This window comes from Curvivirga aplysinae, from assembly GCF_009711445.1.
Classification (GTDB): Bacteria; Pseudomonadota; Alphaproteobacteria; order UBA8366; family Aestuariispiraceae; genus Curvivirga; species Curvivirga aplysinae.
This window is the reverse complement of record NZ_SMMC01000195.1, coordinates 20,779-36,930: the sequence shown is the minus strand read 5'-3', so window position 1 is coordinate 36,930 and position 16,152 is coordinate 20,779. Positions and strand designations below refer to the sequence as shown.

Annotated in this window: 13 protein-coding genes and 1 tRNA gene; 8 read left to right on the top strand and 6 right to left on the bottom strand. The window is 43.9% G+C overall.

From position 1 onward, the window contains the following. Positions 1 to 797 (top strand): substrate-binding periplasmic protein (locus E1160_RS11855; RefSeq protein WP_218048871.1); only part of this gene is annotated, 797 nt, incomplete at its 5' end. Between the two features lie 106 nt (positions 798 to 903). On the opposite strand, the gene gltB is transcribed toward E1160_RS11855, so the two are convergent. Both gltB and E1160_RS11845 read right to left on the bottom strand, forming a co-directional pair. Then, entirely contained in the window at positions 904 to 5,448 is a 4,545-nt protein-coding gene (gene gltB / locus E1160_RS11850) for a glutamate synthase large subunit (RefSeq protein ID WP_155155414.1), read from the bottom strand. A 25-nt stretch (positions 5,449 to 5,473) separates the two neighbouring features. Beyond that, the gene (locus tag E1160_RS11845) at positions 5,474 to 6,916 is read right to left on the bottom strand and encodes an NAD(P)-dependent oxidoreductase (protein WP_155155412.1); all 1,443 of its coding nucleotides are present in this window, start codon (positions 6,914 to 6,916) and stop codon (positions 5,474 to 5,476) included. Positions 6,917 to 7,322: 406 nt separating this feature from the next. On the opposite strand from E1160_RS11845, the gene E1160_RS11840 reads away from it, so the two are divergent. Beyond that, positions 7,323 to 8,120, top strand: coding sequence for an undecaprenyl-diphosphate phosphatase (locus tag E1160_RS11840; protein ID WP_328597151.1), 798 nt, complete (start codon positions 7,323 to 7,325; stop codon positions 8,118 to 8,120). 60 nt (positions 8,121 to 8,180) lie between these two features. Here the strand turns inward: E1160_RS11840 and E1160_RS11835 are convergent, their stop codons facing one another. Continuing rightward, on the bottom strand, positions 8,181 to 8,522 hold the full coding sequence (locus E1160_RS11835; RefSeq protein ID WP_155155410.1) for a 5-carboxymethyl-2-hydroxymuconate Delta-isomerase: 342 nt from the start codon (positions 8,520 to 8,522) through the stop codon (positions 8,181 to 8,183). Between the two features lie 10 nt (positions 8,523 to 8,532). Then, positions 8,533 to 9,489: a complex I NDUFA9 subunit family protein gene (locus E1160_RS11830; RefSeq protein ID WP_155155408.1), complete on the bottom strand. Its 957-nt coding sequence runs from the start codon at positions 9,487 to 9,489 to the stop codon at positions 8,533 to 8,535. A 188-nt stretch (positions 9,490 to 9,677) separates the two neighbouring features. Between E1160_RS11830 and E1160_RS11825 the strand changes: the two genes are divergently transcribed. From E1160_RS11825 to E1160_RS11805, 5 genes are all read left to right on the top strand, one after another. Beyond that, positions 9,678 to 9,764, top strand: a tRNA-Leu gene (locus E1160_RS11825). Between the two features lie 145 nt (positions 9,765 to 9,909). Then, entirely contained in the window at positions 9,910 to 10,140 is a 231-nt protein-coding gene (locus E1160_RS11820) for a TIGR03643 family protein (RefSeq protein ID WP_155155406.1), read from the top strand. Continuing rightward, positions 10,137 to 11,642, top strand: a complete 1,506-nt coding sequence (locus E1160_RS11815; RefSeq protein ID WP_155155404.1) for an FAD-binding domain-containing protein — start codon at positions 10,137 to 10,139, stop codon at positions 11,640 to 11,642. Before E1160_RS11820 ends, E1160_RS11815 begins: the two co-directional genes overlap by 4 nt. Continuing rightward, positions 11,639 to 13,165 (top strand): cryptochrome/photolyase family protein, encoded by a 1,527-nt coding sequence (locus tag E1160_RS11810; RefSeq protein ID WP_155155402.1) that lies wholly within the window; start codon positions 11,639 to 11,641, stop codon positions 13,163 to 13,165. Before E1160_RS11815 ends, E1160_RS11810 begins: the two co-directional genes overlap by 4 nt. A gap of 4 nt (positions 13,166 to 13,169) precedes the next feature. Further along, positions 13,170 to 13,313: a DUF2256 domain-containing protein gene (locus E1160_RS11805; RefSeq protein ID WP_218048870.1), complete on the top strand. Its 144-nt coding sequence runs from the start codon at positions 13,170 to 13,172 to the stop codon at positions 13,311 to 13,313. A 284-nt stretch (positions 13,314 to 13,597) separates the two neighbouring features. Here the strand turns inward: E1160_RS11805 and E1160_RS11800 are convergent, their stop codons facing one another. Both E1160_RS11800 and E1160_RS11795 read right to left on the bottom strand, forming a co-directional pair. Further along, positions 13,598 to 14,815, bottom strand: a complete 1,218-nt coding sequence (locus tag E1160_RS11800) for an NADH:flavin oxidoreductase/NADH oxidase family protein (protein WP_155155398.1) — start codon at positions 14,813 to 14,815, stop codon at positions 13,598 to 13,600. A 36-nt stretch (positions 14,816 to 14,851) separates the two neighbouring features. Further along, on the bottom strand, positions 14,852 to 15,160 hold the full coding sequence (locus E1160_RS11795) for an ArsR/SmtB family transcription factor (protein WP_155155396.1): 309 nt from the start codon (positions 15,158 to 15,160) through the stop codon (positions 14,852 to 14,854). A gap of 339 nt (positions 15,161 to 15,499) precedes the next feature. Between E1160_RS11795 and E1160_RS11790 the strand changes: the two genes are divergently transcribed. Then, positions 15,500 to 16,111, top strand: a complete 612-nt coding sequence (locus tag E1160_RS11790) for a ribonuclease D (protein ID WP_328597150.1) — start codon at positions 15,500 to 15,502, stop codon at positions 16,109 to 16,111. Positions 16,112 to 16,152 lie beyond the last annotated feature (41 nt).

Sequence of the window (16,152 nt, the reverse complement as noted above, 5' to 3'; positions counted from 1 at the left end):
GTAGTCTTATAATACAGATAGACAGCATTGATAAACCAATGAAACATGCAATGATTTATAAATTTTGGTTTCTGACACTACTATTTGTAACTGTTACCGTGTTCAATCCTAATATTGGGAAAGCATCGGATAATAATTTATTAGTTTTAGAGATCAGTTACGATGGTGATTTTTCGCCATTCACCTATCAAAATCGTGATGGCATAGCTTCCGGTATTCTTATGCATACCTTAAAAGAAGCCTTGGAAAGCAAAAAAATCAAATTCAACTTAACGGCCCATCCATGGAAGCGAACAATCGTCTTAACGGATAAAGCAATGGTAGATGCCTCTATCCCATGGCGTTACACCGAAGAACGTACAAAAAAATATCATCTGGTTGGTCCAATCACCCCGAAAGGTAGCCCTACTGTTATCTGGGGCAGAAAAAGTGATACAAAAATAAAATCTTGGGAATCTATCTGTGATCTATCGCCATATAGCATTGGGGCGATTTCTGGCTATCGCTACCCCGTAATCATTGAGGATGCGAAATGCATTGAAAATATGCAATATTCAACGGTCACGAACAAAATGCTGTTGCAAAAACTACGCAATAAGCGGGTCGATTTAATCATTGGTGATAGAAATGTCCTCGAAGAAGCCGCAAGACAACAAAATATAGAAGGCATGTTTGAAGAGGTGATACCACCACTTGAATATGTGCAACGTTACCTTGCTGTTCCAAAGTCTAAACCACAAGTCGCTAAAATCCTACAAGACGCGCTTGATGATTTCCATGATAGAAGCAAAGAATAACGCATCTATCTTTATCTCATCTCAAAAGAAAAAACGGCCCTGTTCCGAAGAGACAGGGCCAGTATGTTCTGAGAGAACAACTTTAATTGAGTAAAAAGGGGTCTTCTTACTCAGCTGCTCCTACAGTTGGGGTAACTGTTTCAACAGGCTGTTCCAGCTTGTCTAGAATTTCATGTGGCACCACGTGACGGAACATGCCACGTACACGATCCCATTCAGACAGCAATGTATCTGCCCATTTGGAATGTGTTTCACGATAATGATCTTCGAGCATGGATTTACATTGATCCGCCCAATAGTCATTCTCTAGGCTATAAAGGCCGATAGTTTCCGGATTAATGCGTTCTTCAAAGCTGCCATCACGATCCAACACAAATGCCATGCCGCCTGTCATACCTGCACCAAAGTTGTCACCAACATTACCAAGGATCATCACGCGACCACCTGTCATATATTCACAACCATTAGATCCACAGCCTTCAATCACCGCTGTCGCACCAGAATTACGTACCGCAAAGCGCTCGCCAGCCTGACCCGCCGCATAAAGTGTTCCGGCCGTCGCACCATACATACATGTGTTACCAATGATGGTGTTTTTATGGCTTTCTAAAGGACTTGTTGCGATTGGACGTACCACGATGCTGCCACCTGATAGTCCTTTACCCACATAATCGTTTGAATCCCCGATCACTTCCAGCTTCAACCCTTGTACGGCAAAGGCGCCTAAAGATTGACCTGCAGAACCACGCATACGCACGGTCAAATGACCCGGGTTCAATTTCGCCATACCAAATTGACGAGTGATTTTGGAACTGATTTTGGTACCAATCGCACGATACGTATTACGGATGTTATATTGAAGTTGCATCTTCTCACCACGATCAAAGAGATTTTCTGCATCTTCAATCATTTGTGCATCCAATGTTTCAGGCACATCGTTACGACCATCCAAAGTACAGATCATGCCTTCTGGACCTGCATCTGCACGCGCCAGTAACGGGTTCAAATCAAGGTCATCTAAATGCGCTGCACCACGGCTTACCTGACGAAGCAAGTCTGTACGACCAATCACTTCGTTTAGAGAAGACACACCAAGTTCTGCCAAAATCTCACGAACTTCTTCCGCTACAAAACTGAACAAGTTAACAACTTTTTCAGGTGTGCCAACGAACTTATCGATCATCTTTGGATCTTGGGTACATACACCAACCGGACATGTATTGGAGTGACATTGACGCACCATAATACAACCCATAGCCACCAATGTTGCAGTTCCAAGACCGAATTCCTCAGCACCCAAAATCGCAGCAATTACAACGTCACGACCTGTTTTCAAACCACCATCTGTACGCAAGCGTACTTTGTGACGAAGGCCGTTCAAACTCAATACCTGATGCGCTTCTGCCAAGCCCATCTCCCACGGAAGACCCGCATATTTGATGGATGTTTGTGGACTAGCCCCTGTACCACCTGAATGACCGGAAATCATGATGCTATCCGCATGGGCTTTTGCCACGCCTGCGGCAATTGTACCAATGCCCGCACGGGCCACCAATTTCACACAAACGGAGGCATCTGGGTTGATCTGCTTTAGGTCATAGATCAACTGCGCCAAATCTTCGATAGAATAGATATCGTGATGTGGAGGCGGACTGATCAATGTGACGCCTTCTGTCGCATGACGAAGTTTTGCGATGACACCAGAAACTTTAAAGCCCGGTAACTGACCCCCTTCACCCGGTTTTGCGCCTTGGGCAACTTTGATCTCAATTTCTTTACAATTATTTAGATATTCAGCTGTCACACCGAAACGACCAGAGGCCACCTGCTTGATCGCAGAAGAGGCGTTATCGCCATTTTTATAGGGCTTATAACGTTTCGCATCTTCACCACCCTCACCAGAGTCAGATTTCGCACCGATACGGTTCATGGCGATGGCGATTGTTTCATGGGCTTCTGGGCTCAATGCACCAAGGGAAATACCCGGCGCCACCAAACGCTTTCGAATTTCAGTGATAGATTCCACATCATCAACAGAAATCGGTGCCTGAATTTTTTCAAAATCCAATAAATCACGTAAATTCACCGGCGCACCGCTATGACAACCTTTGGAATATTTCAGGTAAGTTGCATAAGAATCTGTAGAAACCGCCGTTTGCAATGTATGGATCAAGCCTGCTTCCCAAGCATGTTTTTCCCCGCCATTACGGTAACGATAAAAACCACCAACTGGCAATGTTGCTGCCGCGGCAAGATAAGCTTTTTCATGTTGGGCAATCACTTGGCTTTGCAAACCAGATAGACCAATACCGGAAATACGGCTTGGAAGACCCGGGAAGAATTCCGCAACCAAGCTGCGGGACAGACCGACAGCTTCAAAGTTATATCCACCACGATAAGATGAGATAATGGAAATACCCATTTTCGCCATGATTTTTAACAAGCCATCACCGATGGATTTTTTGTAGTTCAACATCGCCTTTTCAAGGCTGATATCACCTAACAACCCTTTGGCATGACGATCTGCAATGACTTCCATAGTCATGTAAGCGTTGATGGATGTTGCACCAACACCAACCAAGACAGCATAGAAATGGACATCCAGTGCCTCACCAGAACGTACGTTCAAGCTAACAAATGTACGCAATTGGGATTTTACCAAATGGGTATGAACCGCAGCGACAGCCAAGATCATTGGAATTGGGGCTGCGTCAGGACCCACTTTTTCATCGGTCAACACAAGTTGTGCGGCCCCGCGACGTACAGCATCTTCCGCTTGTTGTTGTAATGCATAGACCGCATCACGCAACGCAGATGGGCCTGATTTGGGATCAAACACACAATCGAGATCAGCAACGGTATCACCAAGGTTTTTACGCATGGCTTCATATTCGCCATTCAACAGAACCGGGCTATCCAGTTGCAGGATTTTCACTTGGTTGGCATCTTCTTCAAGAATGTTACCCAAGTTACCTAAACGTGTGGACAAACTCATCACCGGACGTTCACGCAAACTATCGATTGGCGGGTTTGTTACCTGAGAGAAGTTTTGACGGAAATAATTGTGAAGACCACGATATTTTTCACTTAAAACCGCAACAGGCGTATCATCACCCATTGAACCAGTGGCTTCTTTGCCGTCTTCCAACATCGGTTGCAAGATCAATTCAAGCTCTTCCATCGTCCAACCAGCAATCACTTGGCGACGACGTAATTCCGCTTTATCCAGACCGCCGATGGTACCAACAGGTTCAGAACCTAGCTGCTCCAGAGTTGTGATGTTTTTCACCCAATCCCCAAATGGGGCAAGGCCAGCAACCATATCTTTTAATTCACGGTCATTATATAGCTTACCCTCTTCAAGGTTCACCGCCAGCATATCACCTGGACCTACGCGCCCCTTCTCAACAACGGTTTTCTCATCCGCTTTCACCATGCCCGCTTCAGACCCAACGATCAAAAGACCATCACCTGTCACCACATAGCGCAAAGGACGTAAACCGTTACGGTCAAGACCCGCCAATAACCAGCGGCCAGAATAAGCACAAACCGCCGCCGGACCATCCCATGGCTCCATCACACTATTTGCATAAGCATAGAAATCTTTGTGGTTCTGTGGCACAGCTTTGGAATTTTCCCAAGCTTCCGGCATCAACAAGGATTTCACTTCTGGCAATTGACGTTTGGTACGCACCAATACCTCAAATACGGCGTCTAATGCGGAACTATCAGAACTATCTGGTTGGATGATTGGCTTGATGTCTTCTACATGTTCGCCGAAAACAGGATCATCCATGCGTGTTTCATGAGATTTCATCCAGTTCACGTTACCAAGCAGGGTATTGATCTCACCATTATGTGCCAAAACACGGAATGGCTGTGCCAAAGGCCAACTTGGGAAAGTATTTGTAGAATAGCGTTGGTGATAAATCACAAAGTTGGATACAAAACGCTCATCCAATAAATCCGGATAGAAAGCTGTCAATTCTTCCGCCAAAAACAAGCCTTTATAAATCACAGAACGACAAGACAGAGAACAGATATAAGCTTCTGTTAAATTTTCTGCTAAAACAGCTTTTTCAATGCGACGACGGATCACATAAAGATCAACCTCAAATTGTGCGTCATCCACATCTAGCGCATTTTCAACAAGGATTTGTTCAATCTCTGGACGGGTTGCATTTGCTTTTGTGCCAATCACACCGATATTCACTGGCACCTGACGCCAACCGTAAATACGGTGCCCCATGCCGATAATTTCGCTTTCTACGATTTCACGTACGCGTTCCTGTTTACCAAGGTCTGTGCGTGGTAAGAAAACCTGACCAACCGCCAAGGCACCTGTACCCGGTTGTTGACCCATACGACGGATATGGTCCTTAAAGAATTCTTGTGGGATTTGCAGATGGATACCGCAACCATCCCCTGTTTTACCATCGGCATCAACTGCACCACGGTGCCAAAGCTGTTGTAAAGCCTCAATGCCAGCTTCCACAACATCACGACGTGCTTCCCCATCAAGGGCCGCCACCATACCAACACCGCAATTGGCGGTTTCCATATTTGGCAGATACATGCCTTCTTCAGCTAGATATTTCGCTTGAAGAGCATGTTTTTCAACGACATTCAGGTCTTTGTTGATTTTATTCATCACGTTATCCTCTACTCTTCCCGACTTATTCCGCAGCTGCAGCTGCTGTTTTTTCTTGCATATATTTATGGATATTATCCGCAGCGTCATGACCATCTTTTACGGCCCAAACCACAAGGCTTGCCCCGCGAACGATATCGCCAATGGCAAATACCCCATCCATATCTGTCATAGATGTACGGTGATTAACCTTGACGGTGCCCCAATTGGTTACAGGCAATTCCGGCTGGTTCCATAAAGTTGGTAATTCTTCTGGTTCAAACCCAAGCGCCAAAATAGCCAAGTCCGCATCATGAACAGTGGAAGAACCTTCGATTGGACGTGGTTGACGACGACCAGTTGCATCTGGCGGCCCCAAACGCATGGAAATCGCACGTACACCTGTCACTTCATCTTTGTCGTTACCAACAAAGGCTTCCGGATTAGATAACCAAACAAATTCAACGCCTTCTTCTTTGGCATTGGCGGTTTCACGTTCGGAACCCGGCATATTAGCTTCATCACGACGATAGAGGCATTTTACAGATTTTGCGCCTTGACGGATGGCTGTACGTACACAATCCATTGCAGTATCACCACCGCCTACAACAACAACGTTTTTGCCTTCGGCATTTAATGCACCATTGTCATATTCTTCAACCGCATCACCCAAACCTTTTTTGTTGGACGCTGTTAGATAGGTCAAAGCAGGTAATACATTTTTCAAACCAACGCCCGGTGCTTTGATATTGCGTGCTTTATATACACCTGTCGCAATCACAACCGCATCATGTTTTGATTTGATGTCTTCGAAAGACATATCAACACCGACATTAACGCCCATATGGAATGTCACACCGCTATCTTTCAACCAATCCGCACGACGGGCCACAACGGATTTATCCAATTTGAAATTTGGAATTCCATAAACAAGTAAGCCGCCTTCACGGTCATAGCGGTCATAGATATGAACTTGATAGCCCATACCACGCAAACGCGCCGCAGCTGCAAAGCCACCTGGACCAGCGCCGATAATACCGACAGACTGATCACGTTCGATTATTGGTTTGATTGGCTCAATCCAACCATTTTCAAAAGCGGTGTCCGTTATATATTTTTCAACGGAACCAATAGTCACTGTTTCATGACCCGATTGTTCAATCACACAACTGCCTTCGCAAAGACGATCTTGCGGGCAAATACGACCACAGATTTCCGGCATTGTATTGGTTGCGGAGGATAATTCATATGCCTCTTCCAGACGCCCTTCGGCAGTCATCATCAACCAATCAGGAATATTATTATGTAACGGGCAATTCACAGAACAGAAAGGCACACCACATTGCGAGCAACGCGAAGATTGATCTTTTGCTTCTTGATCTTCGAAACCTTCATAGATTTCGCCAAAATCCTTTGAACGATCTTCTGCAGAACGCTTTGTCGGCATTTGACGTGCGCGATCCACAAATTTCAGCATAGTTTTGCTCATTTCAGTGCTCCTGACCGTGGTTGTTTTTTTCTTTCTTAACCCCGACTTCCCTGACGTCTACCCATTGAATTTTCTAATCAGAGAAGTGATTTTTGAGGAATTTTCCCTCAAGCACCCAATAGAGTTTGAAGTATTATTACCCTCAATTCCTCTTTGGATGCCCCCGTCATATCGCGATCATTCGCATAAATCCAGTAAAAAATGCAAAATAGGTCAACTTTGTTGACTAAAATATTTAAATTTTCAAAAAAATGACGCTCACATTAAAATGATCACAAATTTGGGATCACATTTTAGTACCATTTTGGAACTAAATATTTCTAACATTCTGGATGCAAGCTCAAACGAACATGTTATATAGAATCAATTCATTCTTTACGCAGAAGCGATTTGGGGTAAGTTACGCGTGGCACTTCATTATATTCTGGTTTTAGCATTGGTTCAGGGAATCACAGAGTTCCTGCCCATCAGCTCCTCTGGTCATTTATACCTAACCGGTGAATTTATCGGTACCGAAGATCAAGGCCTAACCATGGACATTGCCGTTCATTTCGGCACCCTCTTTGCCGTGATGATGTATTTCTGGCGAGATGTCTGGACCATGATCAAAGGAACAGGCCGCCTTGCCACCTTCCGCCCCAACAAAGACAGCAAATTGGTCGTCAACATCATCATTGGCACCATCCCTGTCGTTTTGGCAGGCTTCTTCCTTTATGATTATGTGGAAGGATATCTGCGCGATATTAAAGTTGTAGCTTGGACAACCCTTGGCTTTGGCATTCTGCTTTGGATTGCGGATAAAGTCGGCATGACCATCCGCCGCACCGAACATTTAGGCATTCCATCTGCATTAGTAATTGGCTTGGCGCAGGTCTTAGCCCTTATCCCGGGCACTAGTCGGTCCGGCATCACCATGACGGCAGCACGCTTTATGGGGATGGAACGCGCAGAATCCGCACGCTTTTCCATGCTTCTATCAATCCCGACAATCTTGGCCGCAGGCAGCTTGGGCGCCTATAAATTATGGCAAAGCGGCAATATGGCCCTGACCTATGATGCAATTCTGGCAGCGGTTATTTCATTCTTCGCCGCATGGCTAACCATCATTGTTCTGATGGCATGGTTACGTCGGGCAAGCTATACGCCTTTTGTGTTATACCGCATCGCCCTTGGCGGATACCTATTGTATTACATCTATTATTAAACATAAAAAAGCCGCTAAGATTTCCCAGCGGCTTTTTGTTTTATCAAATTCAATACGACCTTATAGAACGCGCTTCTTATAAGCGGCTGCTTCCATATCGCGGAAATCAATACTGACAGATGTCACAGTTGAAAATGACTCAGAAAGAGATTCCAATAAGATATTACCAATCTTATCTTTCTGTTCCACGGTGCGGCCTTCCAGAAGGTAAACTGTCATATGCACAAAGCTACCACCATCCACATTAATCATATGATGATCATAAGGAGTCGCACGTACTTTTAAGGCATCTGCGGTCATTTCCCCTGTTTTCACACCTGCGGCAAACGCATTTTTAACAGCGTCACCAATATCGTGACGCTCTTCCACATCACGGGAATATTCAATACGAAAATGAGGCATCTTTGTATCCTTAGGATGGTGTGATCGGGTTATATTGACCACCATTACGATATCTATTCATGTAATGTGGTAATTCAGATGCGATGGTTGTTGGCTCTATCCCCAGATCAGCCAAGCCCGGCAAATCACCAGACACTACATTATCGCGTTCCAACAGGATCATTTGATCACGGGTCATTGGCGGTACAGGCAAGAAGCTCAACACAGAACCCAAAATCTTTGCAAGGAACAGTGGCATCGGCACCAGACCACGATGCTTGCCCATTTGTTTTAATAAGACCTTATAGACTTCTTCCAAAGACAATACATCAAGACCGCCAAGCTCATAAGTTTGGCCCGCCATGGATTTATCATCCAGACCACGCACGATGACTTCGGCAACATCCCCCACATAAACAGGTTGGAACTTAGTTTTACCACCCCCGATCAAAGGCAGGGCCGGACTTGTTGCCGCCATAGAAGCAAAGCGGTTAAAGAAACCGTCTTGAGGGCCAAAAATCACGCTTGGGCGCACAATCACCGCATCTTGGTAAACAGCACGCACAGCGTCTTCGCCGGCGGCTTTTGATTGTGCATATTTGGATTTGCTATTGGCATCAGCACCAAGAGCAGACATATGAACATAGTTTTCTACGCCGCATTCTTTGGCGATTTTGGCAATACGGGCAGACGCATTGCCCTGCACTTCGTCAAATTTCTGTTTGCCGGATTCATATAGAATACCCACCAGATTGATCACTGCATCGCAACCTTCAATCGCCGCACGAACAGAAGCTTCGTTACGGATATTGGCTTGCACAGGTGTGACTTGGCCCACATCCCCCGTGGTTTTTAGATAAAGGCCCGCTTCCGGGTCGCGGCTTGCCACACGCACACGCCAACCTTGCGCAGCCAGTTTACGAACCACATAACGGCCCACAAAACCGGACCCACCAAAAACAACGATCATCTTGCCGTTAAAAGCCATGTTTCACTCCCCAGAATGCTCTGATCTGATCACAATATAATTAGTTATACGAGGTTATACTTGGAAAAGATGATTTCGCCAACCTTAACAGCCTTTTCATAAAGGAAATTTTTTATAAATGGGCAAATTTCCAATGTTGACAAATACCGTCAAAATCAGCACATATGCGCTCCCAACGAAATGGTGCTGCCCTGGTGGCGGAATTGGTAGACGCGCTAGCTTCAGGTGCTAGTGACCGTATGGTCGTGGAAGTTCGAGTCTTCTTCAGGGCACCATTTAGACACGTCAAGCGTTCGAATCCCCCTTCAAATGTTTCAAATATTCACTTCGATGATTTTCAAGCTTTAAGTCATCTGAAACGCCTCTATCGTCGTATCTTACTACAAGCAATAAGATATAGACCCATGGAGCAATAACACGATGGCTGATGTCAGAAATCAATCCACCCTGATTAGCGAAATCATAGAGATGGCTTGGTGTGACAAAACATCTTTTAATGATATCAAAGCGGTAACAAACCTCTCCGAAAAAGATGTTATCACAATTATGCAAAGAAATCTGAAACCAAAAAGCTTCCGCCTTTGGAGGAAGCGCGTTTCTGGCCGTTCATCAAAGCACGACTTTCCTGATCTAAAGTATCCTGCGCAATGAATATTGTATGGTTCAAACGCGATTTGCGCATTCATGATCATAAGGCCCTTTCATGGGCAGCAGAAACAGAAACCGTTATTCCACTGTACATTTTTGAACCAGACTTGTGGCGACAGCCGGATATGAGTTTTCAACACTTTCAATTCTTAAAAAATTGTCTTTTGGATTTGAACCAATCCTTAACCAAGCTGGGCCAAGGCCTGATCATCAAGGTTGGGTCAGCAACAGAAGTCTTTCAGCAACTGCATAATGAATTTGGGATTAAATCCATTTATTCCCATCAAGAGACTTGGAACCACTGGACATATCGACGCGATCTTGAAGTCAAAGATTGGTGTAAAAAAAAACACATTACTTGGCATGAACCAACACAAAACGGTGTTATCCGCTACTTGAAAGATCGTGATGGTTGGTCTGGACGCTGGTATAAGACAATGCGCGAAAACGTCTCAAATCCACCCTCTAAACTTTGCTCCTTAAAGATTGCAAGTGATCAAATACCGGGTCCGAATGAACTATCCCTAAATACTTCATTTCAAAACAAGGATAACATTGGTGGACGAAAAGAAGCTATTCACCTACTGGATAGTTTCTTACATCAACGTGGTGAAGGCTACACCAAAGAGATGTCTTCCCCCCTTACCGCCTATGAAAGCTGTTCGCGTTTATCTCCTCATATTGCTTTTGGGACAATTTCCATCAAAGAAGTGTTTCAAGCTGTCGAAAGACGAAAACAAAAGCTCAAAGAATTATCCAAAGATCGAAAAGGTCGCTGGCCAAGCGCCATACGATCTTTCTCTGGCCGATTGAGATGGCATTGTCATTTTATACAAAAGCTAGAAGATGATCCTTCCATCGAATTTAAAAATATGCATCCCGCTTATGACAATTTACGCCAAGATTTTTTCAATGAAGCCTATTTTCTTGCCTGGAAAGAAGGTAGGACCGGATTTCCAATGATCGATGCATGTATGAGGGCTTTAATTGAAACGGGTTGGCTGAATTTTCGCATGCGTGCCATGCTCATGAGCTTCGCCAGCTATCACCTATGGCTTCATTGGCAAAAACCCGCCCTTTATCTGGCGCAACTCTTCACTGATTATGAACCAGGTATTCACTATAGCCAGGTCCAAATGCAATCAGGCACAACCGGTATAAATAGTATCCGCATTTACAATCCTATCAAGCAAGGTCTTGACCACGATCCTGATGGTATTTTTATACGCAAATGGATTCCGGAATTAATAGATATGGATAATGACTATATTCATACACCTTGGAAAATGCCGTCTCAATTAAACGGATATCCAATGCCAATCATAAACGAAGCAGAAGCACGCAAATCAGCTGCATCACAACTATATGGGTTACGTAAAAACCGAACACATAAAGAAACTGCACAACGCATAGTAAAAAAACATGCCAGCAGAAAACAGAGTCGATCCATACGCCAACGCAAGCAACCTTCGCGAAATGCTCAACAAGGAGAGCTACCATTATGAGCAGGAATTTACATCTTATTTTGGGAGATCAACTGTCTGAAACAATTTCATGCCTTGAGGGGTTTCGTAAAGATCAAGACATGATCTTGATGTGCGAAGTCATAGGTGAAGCAACATATGTAAAACATCATAAGAAAAAGATCGCTTTTCTCTTCTCTGCCATGCGGCATTTTGCAAAAAAACTAAAAGATAACTCTTTTAATATCCAATATGTCAAAATAGACGCTGCCGATAATACGGGAACGCTCTTTGGCGAGGTTAAACGGATAACCGAGAACTATTGGATTGAGAATATCGTTCTGACTTTCCCAGGAGAATATCGTTTGCTTTCTGAGATGTTGGGATGGGAAGACAAGCTTTCTATAACAGTTGAAATCAGACCCGACACCAGATTTCTTTGCCAGCCAAACGAGTTTGCACAATGGGCAAAAGATCGAAAACAATTACGGATGGAATATTTTTATCGAGATATGCGAAAAAGATATAATATCCTGATGGATAATGGTATGCCCGTTGGCGGGAAGTGGAATTATGATAGCGAAAATCGTAAACCACCTGCTGACACCCTATCTATCCCCAGTCCTTTCAAGATCCAAAAAAATCAGATAACAATCGACGTTTTAGATCTTGTTGATTCATACTTTGGTGATCATTTCGGTAATCTGAAACCTTTTCACTTTGCAGTGGATCGCAAACAAGCTCTGAAGGTACTTGAACATTTTATCCAACATAGACTACCTATGTTCGGAGATTATCAAGACGCCATGATACAGAACGAGCCGTGGATGTATCATTCCCATCTAAGTTTCTATATGAACTGCGGCCTCTTGTTACCTTTAGAATGTATCCGCGCGGCTGAACATGCCTATTACAAAGGTCATGCTCCGCTTAATGCTGTAGAAGGATTTATTCGACAGATACTGGGTTGGCGTGAATATATACGTGGTATCTATTGGTTGAAAATGCCGGATTATGGCACACAAAATTTCTTTAACGCAAAAGCATCACTCCCTTCCTTTTATTGGTCTGCACAGACAAAGATGAATTGTTTGCGCCAATGCATACTTGAAACTAAACAAAATGCCTATGCACATCACATACAACGGTTAATGGTGCTTGGAAATTTTGCTTTACTCGCTGGTATAAACCCTGACGAAGTGAACGAATGGTTTATGATTGTTTATGCCGATGCCTATGAATGGGTCGAGCTACCAAATGTAACTGGTATGATCTTATTTGCAGATGGCGGCTTCCTTGCAAGTAAGCCTTATGCTGCGGGGGGCAGTTATATCCAGAAAATGTCAAACTATTGTCAAAACTGTAGCTACAAAGTGACCAAGAAAAATGGACCAGATGCTTGCCCATTCAATTATCTCTATTGGGATTTTCTTTCTCGTAATCGCGAAAAACTTCAATCCAATCATCGAATAGGCATGATGTACAAAACATATGATCGCATGAACGATGAAAAGAAACAGGCAATCGCAAGAGACAGCGAAAGCTTCCTTGAGGCCTTAACCTAAAGTTTTGATATTGAAAAAACAAAACCTTCCCCAGAAAACTTGTATTATTTGTAAACGTCCCTTCAGCTGGCGAAAGAAATGGCGTAAAGTGTGGGATGATGTGAAATATTGTTCAGAAAGATGTAGAAGACATAAAGCTGACAAATAAAGGTATAGATTATTCATAAATCTACCCTGTTAAACGATCACCAGAAACACTAATGCTTCATTGATTAGATTTGCGACCTCTGAGAGTAGCAATTAAGCCAATTTCAGAGATCCTGTGAGCTTTGGAAAACTAAAATTACCACTCCATTTCGCCCATTATGACTTTGGCGCTGGGTTCTAAAGAAGCCAGATTGCTGTATCTTGGATATAGCGCTTTTATCTTTTCGATCAGTACGTCCGTGCTTCTGGAATATGCGGCGGCTTTTTCAAATGTTACTAATGCGCTTATTGTCCTCTGGTTTCCAGCAATCTCTTAGTTGAGGTTTCAATATAGTCCAAATATTTCTCATGCCCTTCCACCACAGGCACGGATAAATCCGAGTCCCCGGCGGTGCCGTGCAAGGCAAGTTGATGACAGAACCAGTTTAAAACCGCGCCTCTTGGCAAATCTTGGGCAGGTGGGAAATCCCGTTCTACCGCCGGAATCATATCCATGTCGCCTGTGAATAATTTGCTCGGAAATTCAGGATCGATGATAAAGGGACGTCCGATACCGATTAAATCCGCATCGCCATTTGTTAATGCATTTTCCATCACTTCACGTGAACGAAATCCACCAGTCACCATCACCGGAATATCTAGCGCTGCCTTAATGTCTTTTGCATATTCAAGGAAATAGGCCTCGCGGATTTTTGTGCTTTCCTGCTTGGATTTATGGGCATAGGCCACAGGTGTTTCAAAATTCCCACCAGAAATTTCAATGAAATCCACCCCTTCTTTTTCAAGCATCTTTGCCGTTTCGATACTATCTTCGTGACTAAAACCACCCTTTTGGAAATCAGATGAATTCAGCTTCACTGCGACGATAAAATCTTTGCCGACTTTTTCACGTACCGCCCGCACAACGGAAAGAACCAGACGCGCGCGCTTTTCCAAAGAGCCACCCCATGCATCATCACGCATATTTATCCGTGGGGAGAGGGAAGAACTTAATAAATAGCCGTGAGCGGCGTGAATTTGCACCCCATCAAATCCATAATCTTTCGCCAAGCCAGCAGAGGTTACAAATTTCGCTATTGTGGCTTGTAATTCTTCTTCCGTTGCGGATTTGGGTTGCCCATATCCCGGTAAATCCAGTTTTAGTTCCGAAACAGATAAGGGTGTCGGGTTGATCGCTTCTGGCACTTGGCGGCCCGCATGAGCCAATTGCGCTAGAATTTTTGCCCCATGTTTTTTCGCTGCTGCTGTTAAGCGCTTGGTCTGTTCAGCATCCGTCTTTTCATCCAGCACGAAATTACCCGCATGTTCCAGATGCCAACGATCCACGGGTGTATTGCCAGTAATCAAAAGCGCTGCCCCGCCTTCACCCCATCTTTCAAATAAATTGATATGCCCGTCGGTCGTATTGTTATGCGCATCTGCCAAGGCTTCAGACATGGCGGATTTTACAATGCGATTTTTCAATAGGGTGCCGTTTGGCAACTTCAATGGTTGCTCAATCATAATTCAACTCCTTGATTTTAGAAAACTATTGCGACGTCAGGATATCGATAATTCGTTGCTCATAGCATTTAGGAATTCCTGAATTTTTTCTTCATTTCGATAATAGAATGTCCATTGCCCATGACGTTCAGCCTCGACAAACCCCACTTGCTTCAAGGCATTCATATAAGCCGAAATCGTGGATTGGGATAAACCGGCCTTTTCCTGAATATATCCCACACAAACACCTTCTGCGTCTTTATGTTCCGGCAAGGCCGGCGGGAAATTGGATCGGTCTTTCAGCCAATGTAAAATCTGTCGACGAATAGGATTATTCAATGCCGAAACAGCTTTTTCCATATCCATAAATATCACTCCTAACAAACAATCTATATATCGTAATATCTCGATATATAGATTGAGTCAAGAAAATATCTATCCCAAAATAGGTCAACAACCCGTAGTTAAACAAGCGGGGACAAGATTAGGTACATAAAGCGCATGATAAAATGCGTATAGGGAAACTGCTGCCCCCAATTTCATTGATATTCGATTTAACGCTTCTAATATTCTGCTATCCCAAGAAAACTATCAAGCAACATTAATTCTTGTGCAATCTTTGAATTGCAGGGGCTGGTTTCTCAGGAAAAACTGGTATATTCTTGGTTTTTCTATCAAACTCAGCATTTCTTAAAGGATTATCGCGTGACTATTTATCTGCATCAAGGTGATTTACCTGACAGTTTGGATTTAGGAAAAATCGTAGCAATTGACACAGAGACACAAGGCTTAAGCTTGGTACGCGATCGTCTTTGTCTGGCGCAACTGTCAGCAGGTGATGGCGATTGTCATTTAGTTCAATTCAAGGCAGATGAATATGATGCACCCAATATGAAAAAGCTGTTGGCAGATGAAACCGTCACCAAACTGTTCCATTTTGGGCGTTTTGATATTGCTATGCTGGAAAAACATTTAGGTGTTCGTTCCAATCCGGTTTATTGCACAAAAATTGCAGCTAAATTGGTTCGTACTTACACAGATCGCCATGGCTTGGCCGTTCTTTGTCGTGAAATGCTAGGCGTTGAAATCTCAAAACAACAACAATCATCTGATTGGGCTGCGGCCGAGTTAACGGATGCGCAAAAAGAATATGCCGCCAGCGATGTACTCCATCTTCATGCCCTAAAAGCAAAGTTAGACATGATGCTTGAACGTGAAAATCGCATGGAATTAGCACAATCATGTTTTGAATTTCTACCAGAACGTGCGGCACTTGATTTAGGCGGTTGGGAAGAAATGGATATTTTCCATCACTAATATTGGGAAACCTCGCTTCACCTTTTCAATTTATAAAACAA

Excerpts from the sequence above, each read along its gene's own strand:
- gltB (WP_155155414.1), bottom strand. The coding sequence starts at position 5,448 with ATGAATAAAATCAACAAAGACCTGAATGTCGTTGAAAAACATGCTCTT.
- E1160_RS11845 (WP_155155412.1), bottom strand. The coding sequence starts at position 6,916 with ATGAGCAAAACTATGCTGAAATTTGTGGATCGCGCACGTCAAATGCCG.
- E1160_RS11835 (WP_155155410.1), bottom strand. The coding sequence starts at position 8,522 with ATGCCTCATTTTCGTATTGAATATTCCCGTGATGTGGAAGAGCGTCAC.
- E1160_RS11830 (WP_155155408.1), bottom strand. The coding sequence starts at position 9,489 with ATGGCTTTTAACGGCAAGATGATCGTTGTTTTTGGTGGGTCCGGTTTT.
- E1160_RS11820 (WP_155155406.1), top strand. The coding sequence starts at position 9,910 with ATGGCTGATGTCAGAAATCAATCCACCCTGATTAGCGAAATCATAGAG.
- E1160_RS11815 (WP_155155404.1), top strand. The coding sequence starts at position 10,137 with ATGAATATTGTATGGTTCAAACGCGATTTGCGCATTCATGATCATAAG.
- E1160_RS11810 (WP_155155402.1), top strand. The coding sequence starts at position 11,639 with ATGAGCAGGAATTTACATCTTATTTTGGGAGATCAACTGTCTGAAACA.
- E1160_RS11800 (WP_155155398.1), bottom strand. The coding sequence starts at position 14,815 with ATGATTGAGCAACCATTGAAGTTGCCAAACGGCACCCTATTGAAAAAT.
- E1160_RS11795 (WP_155155396.1), bottom strand. The coding sequence starts at position 15,160 with ATGGATATGGAAAAAGCTGTTTCGGCATTGAATAATCCTATTCGTCGA.